Origin of the sequence: Micromonospora sp. MH33 (assembly GCF_003013775.1) — a bacterium.
Lineage (GTDB): Bacteria > Actinomycetota > Actinomycetes > Mycobacteriales > Micromonosporaceae > Micromonospora > Micromonospora fulviviridis.
In genome coordinates this window covers 1-5,456 of sequence record NZ_MUYZ01000379.1, presented here as the reverse complement: position 1 = coordinate 5,456, position 5,456 = coordinate 1, and the positions used below count along the sequence as shown (strand labels likewise).

The 5,456-nt window shown below is 76.2% G+C and carries 7 protein-coding genes; 1 reads left to right on the top strand and 6 read right to left on the bottom strand.

Annotated features, from left to right (window positions below; translation table 11 throughout):
* Nucleotides 1-100: 100 nt before the first annotated feature.
* The 5 genes from hisH to hisD are packed head-to-tail and all read right to left on the bottom strand — an operon-like array spanning nucleotide 101 to nucleotide 3,956.
* The gene (gene hisH, locus B0E53_RS32670) at nucleotides 101-727 is read right to left on the bottom strand and encodes an imidazole glycerol phosphate synthase subunit HisH (protein ID WP_107079487.1); all 627 of its coding nucleotides are present in this window, start codon (nucleotides 725-727) and stop codon (nucleotides 101-103) included.
* Nucleotides 727-897: a hypothetical protein gene (locus tag B0E53_RS38105; RefSeq protein ID WP_168215468.1), complete on the bottom strand. Its 171-nt coding sequence runs from the start codon at nucleotides 895-897 to the stop codon at nucleotides 727-729. The genes hisH and B0E53_RS38105 overlap by 1 nt, the downstream gene beginning before the upstream one ends.
* A 58-nt stretch (nucleotides 898-955) precedes the next feature.
* Entirely contained in the window at nucleotides 956-1,567 is a 612-nt protein-coding gene (gene hisB, locus B0E53_RS32665; protein WP_107079486.1) for an imidazoleglycerol-phosphate dehydratase HisB, read from the bottom strand.
* The gene (locus tag B0E53_RS32660) at nucleotides 1,564-2,637 is read right to left on the bottom strand and encodes a histidinol-phosphate transaminase (RefSeq protein ID WP_107079485.1); all 1,074 of its coding nucleotides are present in this window, start codon (nucleotides 2,635-2,637) and stop codon (nucleotides 1,564-1,566) included. Before B0E53_RS32660 ends, hisB begins: the two co-directional genes overlap by 4 nt.
* Nucleotides 2,634-3,956, bottom strand: coding sequence for a histidinol dehydrogenase (gene hisD / locus B0E53_RS32655; RefSeq protein ID WP_107079484.1), 1,323 nt, complete (start codon nucleotides 3,954-3,956; stop codon nucleotides 2,634-2,636). The genes B0E53_RS32660 and hisD overlap by 4 nt, the downstream gene beginning before the upstream one ends.
* Before the next feature lie 107 nt (nucleotides 3,957-4,063).
* On the opposite strand from hisD, the gene B0E53_RS32650 reads away from it, so the two are divergent.
* Nucleotides 4,064-4,765 (top strand): LON peptidase substrate-binding domain-containing protein, encoded by a 702-nt coding sequence (locus B0E53_RS32650; protein WP_107079483.1) that lies wholly within the window; start codon nucleotides 4,064-4,066, stop codon nucleotides 4,763-4,765.
* Here the strand turns inward: B0E53_RS32650 and B0E53_RS32645 are convergent.
* Complete coding sequence (locus B0E53_RS32645) at nucleotides 4,731-5,444, bottom strand: DUF2567 domain-containing protein (RefSeq protein ID WP_246835712.1); 714 nt, start codon at nucleotides 5,442-5,444, stop codon at nucleotides 4,731-4,733. The two genes, B0E53_RS32650 and B0E53_RS32645, sit on opposite strands and share 35 nt — an antisense overlap.
* Between the last annotated feature and the right edge of the window lie 12 nt (nucleotides 5,445-5,456).

Here is a 5,456-nt window from a genome sequence, read left to right as displayed (position 1 = left end):
GACGACGCGCCGCCGCTCCCGGCGCGCCGCCCGGCGGGCGCGCGCGGCGCGTTCCCGTTCCAGCTCGGCCTGGCGGGCCTCCCGGCGGCGGGCCCGCTCCTTACTCAAGCGTGCCCAGCCAGTTGCGCAGCAGCGCCGCCCCGGTGTCGGCCGACTTCTCCGGGTGGAACTGGGCCGCCGACAGCGCGCCGCGCTCGACCCCGGCGACGAAGTCCGTGCCGTGGTGCGCGGTGGTGACGGTGGCCCCGGCGGCGGCCAGCGCCGCCGGCTCGGTCACCCCGTAGGAGTGGACGAAGTAGAACCGGGCGTCGGCCGGCAGGCCGGCGAAGAGCACCGAGCCGGCCGGCGCGTGCACCGTGTTCCAGCCCATGTGCGGCAGCCGCGGCGCGGGCAGCCGGGTCACCCCGCCGGGCAGCAGCCCGAGCCCCTTGGTGACCACGCCGTGCTCGTCGCCGTGCTCGAAGAGCACCTGCATGCCGACGCAGATGCCGAGCACCGGGCGGCCGGCCGCCACCCGGTCGGCGATGACCGGGCCGGCGCCCAACGCCTCGATCCCGGCCATGCAGGCGGCGAACGCGCCGACGCCCGGCACCACCAGGCCCTCGGCCTCGGCGGCGGCGGTCAGGTCGGCGGTGACGGTGACGTCGGCGCCGGCCCGCTCCAGGGCGCGCTCGGCCGAGCGCAGGTTGCCCGAGCCGTAGTCGAGCACCGCCACACGCTTCCCCATCAGCCCTCCCCGGGTAGCAGCCAGAGCAGCCCGCCGGCGGTGGCCAGCACGGCCAGCAGCCCGGTGACCACCACCGCGCCGCGGGCGGCGCCCTGCTTGTAGAGCGACCAGGTCCCGCCGACCAGCACCCCGGCCAGGATCAGCAGCAGCGTCGGCAGCGCCCGCCCCATCAGAGCCGCCTTCCATTCGCGACTGCGGTACTCCGCTGCGCTGCGTTCCTCGCGCTCATCAGAGCGCGCCCTTCGTGCTCGGGATCGCGCCGGCCGACCGCGGGTCGATCGACGTGGCCTCGCGCAGCGCCCGGGAGACCGCCTTGAACTGGGCCTCGACCACGTGGTGGGCGTCCGGGTTGCCGCCGGGCCGGGCCGCCCGCAGCACGTCCACGTGCAGGGTGACCCGGGCGGCCTGGCCGAACGACTCCCAGATGTGCCGGGTCATGCTGGTCGGGTAGACCGGCCCGATGTACGGGGCGAGCGCCGGCTCGTCGTGCACCACGTACGGCCGGCCGGAGAGGTCGACGGCGGCGCGGACCAGCACCTCGTCCATGGGGACGGTCGCCGAGCCGTACCGCCGGATGCCGGCCTTGTCTCCCAGCGCCTGGTCGAACGCGGCGCCCAGGGCCAGCGCGGTGTCCTCCATGGTGTGGTGGGCGTCGATCTCCAGGTCGCCGACCGTGTGCACGGTCAGGTCGAAGCCGCCGTGCCGGGCAATCTGGTTGAGCATGTGGTCGTAGAAGCCGACGCCGGTCTCGATGTCGGCCTTGCCGGTGCCGTCGAGGTCGATCTCGACGAGGACCTTGGTCTCCTTGGTGATCCGCTCCACCCGGGCGGTCCGGCTCATGACAGCTTCTCCATCGCAGACAAAAAGGCGTCGGTCTCGGCGGGGGTGCCGGCGGTGACCCGCAGCCAGCCGGGCAGACCGACGTCGCGGACCAGCACGCCGGCGTCGAGCAGGACGCGCCACGCGGCGGCCTGGTCGCCGCCGACCTCGAAGAGCACGAAGTTGGCGTCGCTGTCGGCCACCCGGTGCCCGCGGGCGCGCAGCTCGGCGACGATCCGGTCGCGCTGCTCCATGATCGCGGCGACCGTGCCGAGCAGGGCGTCGCGGTGGGCCAGCGCCGCGCGGGCGGCGGCCTGGGTGAGCGCGGAGAGGTGGTACGGCAGCCGGACCAGCTGCACCGCCCGCACCACGGCCGGGTCGGCGGCCAGGTAGCCGAGCCGGCCGCCGGCGAAGCCGAACGCCTTGCTCATGGTCCGGGTGACCACCAGCCGGGGGTGCCCGGGCAGCACGGCGAGCGCGCTGGCCGTGCCGGGCCGGGCGAACTCGGCGTACGCCTCGTCCACGATCACCATGCCGGGCGCCTCGGCCAGCACGGCGGCGACCACGGCGGGGTCGAGCGCGGTGCCGGTCGGGTTGTTCGGCGAGCAGAGGAAGACCACGTCGGGCCGGTGCGTCCGGACCTGGGCGACCGCGTCGGCGGCGGTCAGCCCGAAGTCCGCGTCGCGGGCGGCCGGGATCCAGTCGGTGCCGGTGCCGAGCGCCAGCAGCGGGTGCATCGAGTACGCCGGGGTGAAGCCGAGCGCGGTGCGCCCGGGGCCGCCGAACGCCTGGAGCAGCTGCTGCTGGATCTCGTTGGAGCCGTTGGCCGCCCACACCTGGTCGACGGTGAGCCCGTGGCCGAGGTACTCCGCGAGGTCGGCGCGGAGCGCCACGGCGTCCCGGTCGGGGTAGCGGTTGAGGTCGCGCAGCTCGGCGGAGAGGGCCTTGCCGATCGCCTCCACCACCGGCTCGGGCACCGGGTAGGAGTTCTCGTTGGTGTTCAGCCGCACCGGCACGTCGAGCTGCGGCGCCCCGTAGGGCTTCAGGCCCCGCAGGTCGTCGCGGATCGGCAGGTCGTCGAGGGTGGTCACGAGGTCTCCCCCGGGAAGCGCGCGCTGACCGCCTGGCCGTGCGCCGGCAGGTCCTCGACGCCGGCCAGGGTGACCACGTGCGGGGCCACCTCGCGCAGCGCGTCCCGCGTGTACTCCACGAGGTGCACGCCGCGCAGGAAGGACTGCACCGACAGGCCGGAGGAGTGCCGGGCGCAGCCGCCGGTGGGCAGCACGTGGTTGGAGCCGGCGCAGTAGTCGCCGAGCGACACCGGCGACCAGGCGCCCACGAAGATCGCCCCGGCGTTGCGCACCCGCAGCGCCCACTCGCGGGCGTCGACGGTCTGGATTTCCAGGTGCTCGGCCGCGTACGCGTCGACCACCCGCAGCCCGGCCTCGAGGTCGTCGACGAGGACGATCCCGCTCTGCTCGCCGCGCAGCGCGGTGCCGATCCGCTCGGCGTGCTTGGCCGCCGGCACCTGCCGGGCCAGCTCGGCGTCGACCGCGTCGGCGAGCGCCACCGACGGGGTGACCAGCACGCTGGCCGCGAGGGGGTCGTGCTCGGCCTGGCTGATCAGGTCGGCGGCGACGTGCGCCGGGTCGGCGGTGTCGTCGGCCAGGATGGCGATCTCGGTGGGGCCGGCCTCGGCGTCGATGCCGACCACGCCGCGCAGCAGCCGCTTGGCGGCGGTGACCCAGATGTTGCCGGGGCCGGTGATCATGTCGACCGGCTCGCAGCGCTCGGCGCCGTCGGGGTCGACGGTCGCGCCGTACGCCAGCATGGCCACGGCCTGGGCGCCGCCGACGGCGTAGACCTCGTCGACGCCGAGCAGCGCACAGGCGGCGAGGACCCGCTGGTCGGGCAGGCCGCCGTTGTCCTTCTGCGGCGGGCTGACCACCACCAGCGAGCGGACCCCGGCCGCCTGGGCGGGGACCACGTTCATCACCACGGTCGACGGGTACATGGCCAGCCCGCCGGGGACGTAGAGGCCCACCCGGTCGACCGGCACCCAGCGCTCGGTCACCGTGCCGCCCGGCACCACCTGGGTGGTGTGGTCGACGCGGCGCTGGTCGGCGTGGACCCTGCGGGCCCGGGTGATCGACTCCAGCAGCGCGGCGCGGACCTGCGGGTCGAGGGTGTCCTCGGCGGCGCGGATCACCTCGACCGGCACCCGCAGGCGCTCGGGAGAGACGCCGTCGAACCGTTCGCTCGCCTCCCGGATCGCCGGGTACCCATGCTCCCGGACCGCCTCCACGAGGGGGCGGATCCTCTCGACGGCCACGGAGACGTCGAGCTGGGCACGGGGCAGCAGGCGGCGCGGGTCACGCGCGCCGCCGCGCAGGTCGATCCGGTTCAACACCCTTGCGAGTCTAGGCTGCCGGCCCGCGCGCCGACCGGAGCCGCCCGTACGCCGGGACGGTGAGCCGGGACACGCCGCCGAGACGCGCTCGGGATACTCTCGATCACGTGACCGCACGGCTGCCGGTTTTCCCGCTCGGGACGGTCCTCTTCCCGGGGCTGGTCCTCCCGCTGCACATCTTCGAGGAGCGTTACCGGGCGCTGGTGCGCCACCTCGTCGGGCTGCCCGAGGGCGCGCCGCGCGAGTTCGGGGTGGTGGCCATCCGGGCCGGCTGGGAGGTCGCGCCGGCCGAGCCGCCGGGCCGCTCCGGCCCCGCCGGCGAGGTCACCCTGCACGAGGTGGGCTGCACCGCCGAGCTGCGGCAGGTCACCGAGCTGGCCGACGGCGGGTTCGACATCGTCACCGTGGGGCGGCGGCGGTTCCGCATCGCCGAGGTCGACGACGCCGCCGCGCCGTACCTGACCGCCGACGTGGAGTGGCTGCCCGAGGCGGCCGGCACCGACGAGGCGGCCGACCTGCTGGCCGCCCGGGTGATCTCGGTCTTCCGGCAGTACCTGAACCTGGTCCGGCCGGACCCGCAGGAGATCTCCGAGCAGCTGCCGGAGGACCCGACGGTGCTGTCGCACCTGGTCGCCGCCACCGCGGCGCTGACGGTCGACGACCGGCAGCGGCTGCTCGCCATCGACGACACCGCCGGCCGGCTCCGGGCCGAGCTGCGGCTGCTGCACCGGGAGACCGCCCTGCTGCGCGAGGTCCGGGCGGTCCCGGTGCCGCTCAGCGAGCTGGCTGGTCCCCCGGCTCCGAACTGATCCCCGGCCCGCCGGGCGCCCAGCCGCCATCCCACTGCGGCTCCGGCCGCAGCGAGGGCCACCGCGACCAGCCGGCCAGCAGGGTGTACGTCACGGCCGCGCCGAACGCCGCCAGCAGCAGGTTGCCGTGCGGGACGGGCAGCGGCCCGTACCAGTCGATCCCGCCGGCGCGCAGGTCGGCGGGCTTGGTGAAGTCGGTCCCGGGCGGCGCGGTGTCCAGCAGCCGCTGGAAGGTGCCGAGCCCGATCCGGCGGCCGACCTGCCAGGCCACGACCGCCGCGCCCAGCCCGCCGAGCGTCCCGGCGACCAGGCCGGCCGGGCCACGCCGGCGGCGCAGCACCACCCAGAGGGTGATCGCGGCGAGCACCCCGAAGCCGAGCCCGAGGAGGCTGAACCAGCCGTCCGCGGCGATCGGCTGCTCCGGTTGCGGGGTGGCGTAGACGGCGCCCTCGGCGGTCATCCGCACCGGCGTACCGGGGGCCACCAGGGCCCAGAGCAGGCCCAGGGGCGCCCCGAGCACGGTCAGCAGCAGCGCCGCGCCGAGCGCGATGGCGGCGGCCCGGCCGCCGGCCCGCCGGGTGGCGGCCGGCACACCAGGCACGGCCCCGACCACGCCGGGACAGCCGGCGAGCGGGTCCGCGCCGGGCGCGGTCACCGGGGTGCCGGCGGGCACCGGCAGGCCGCCGGGCCA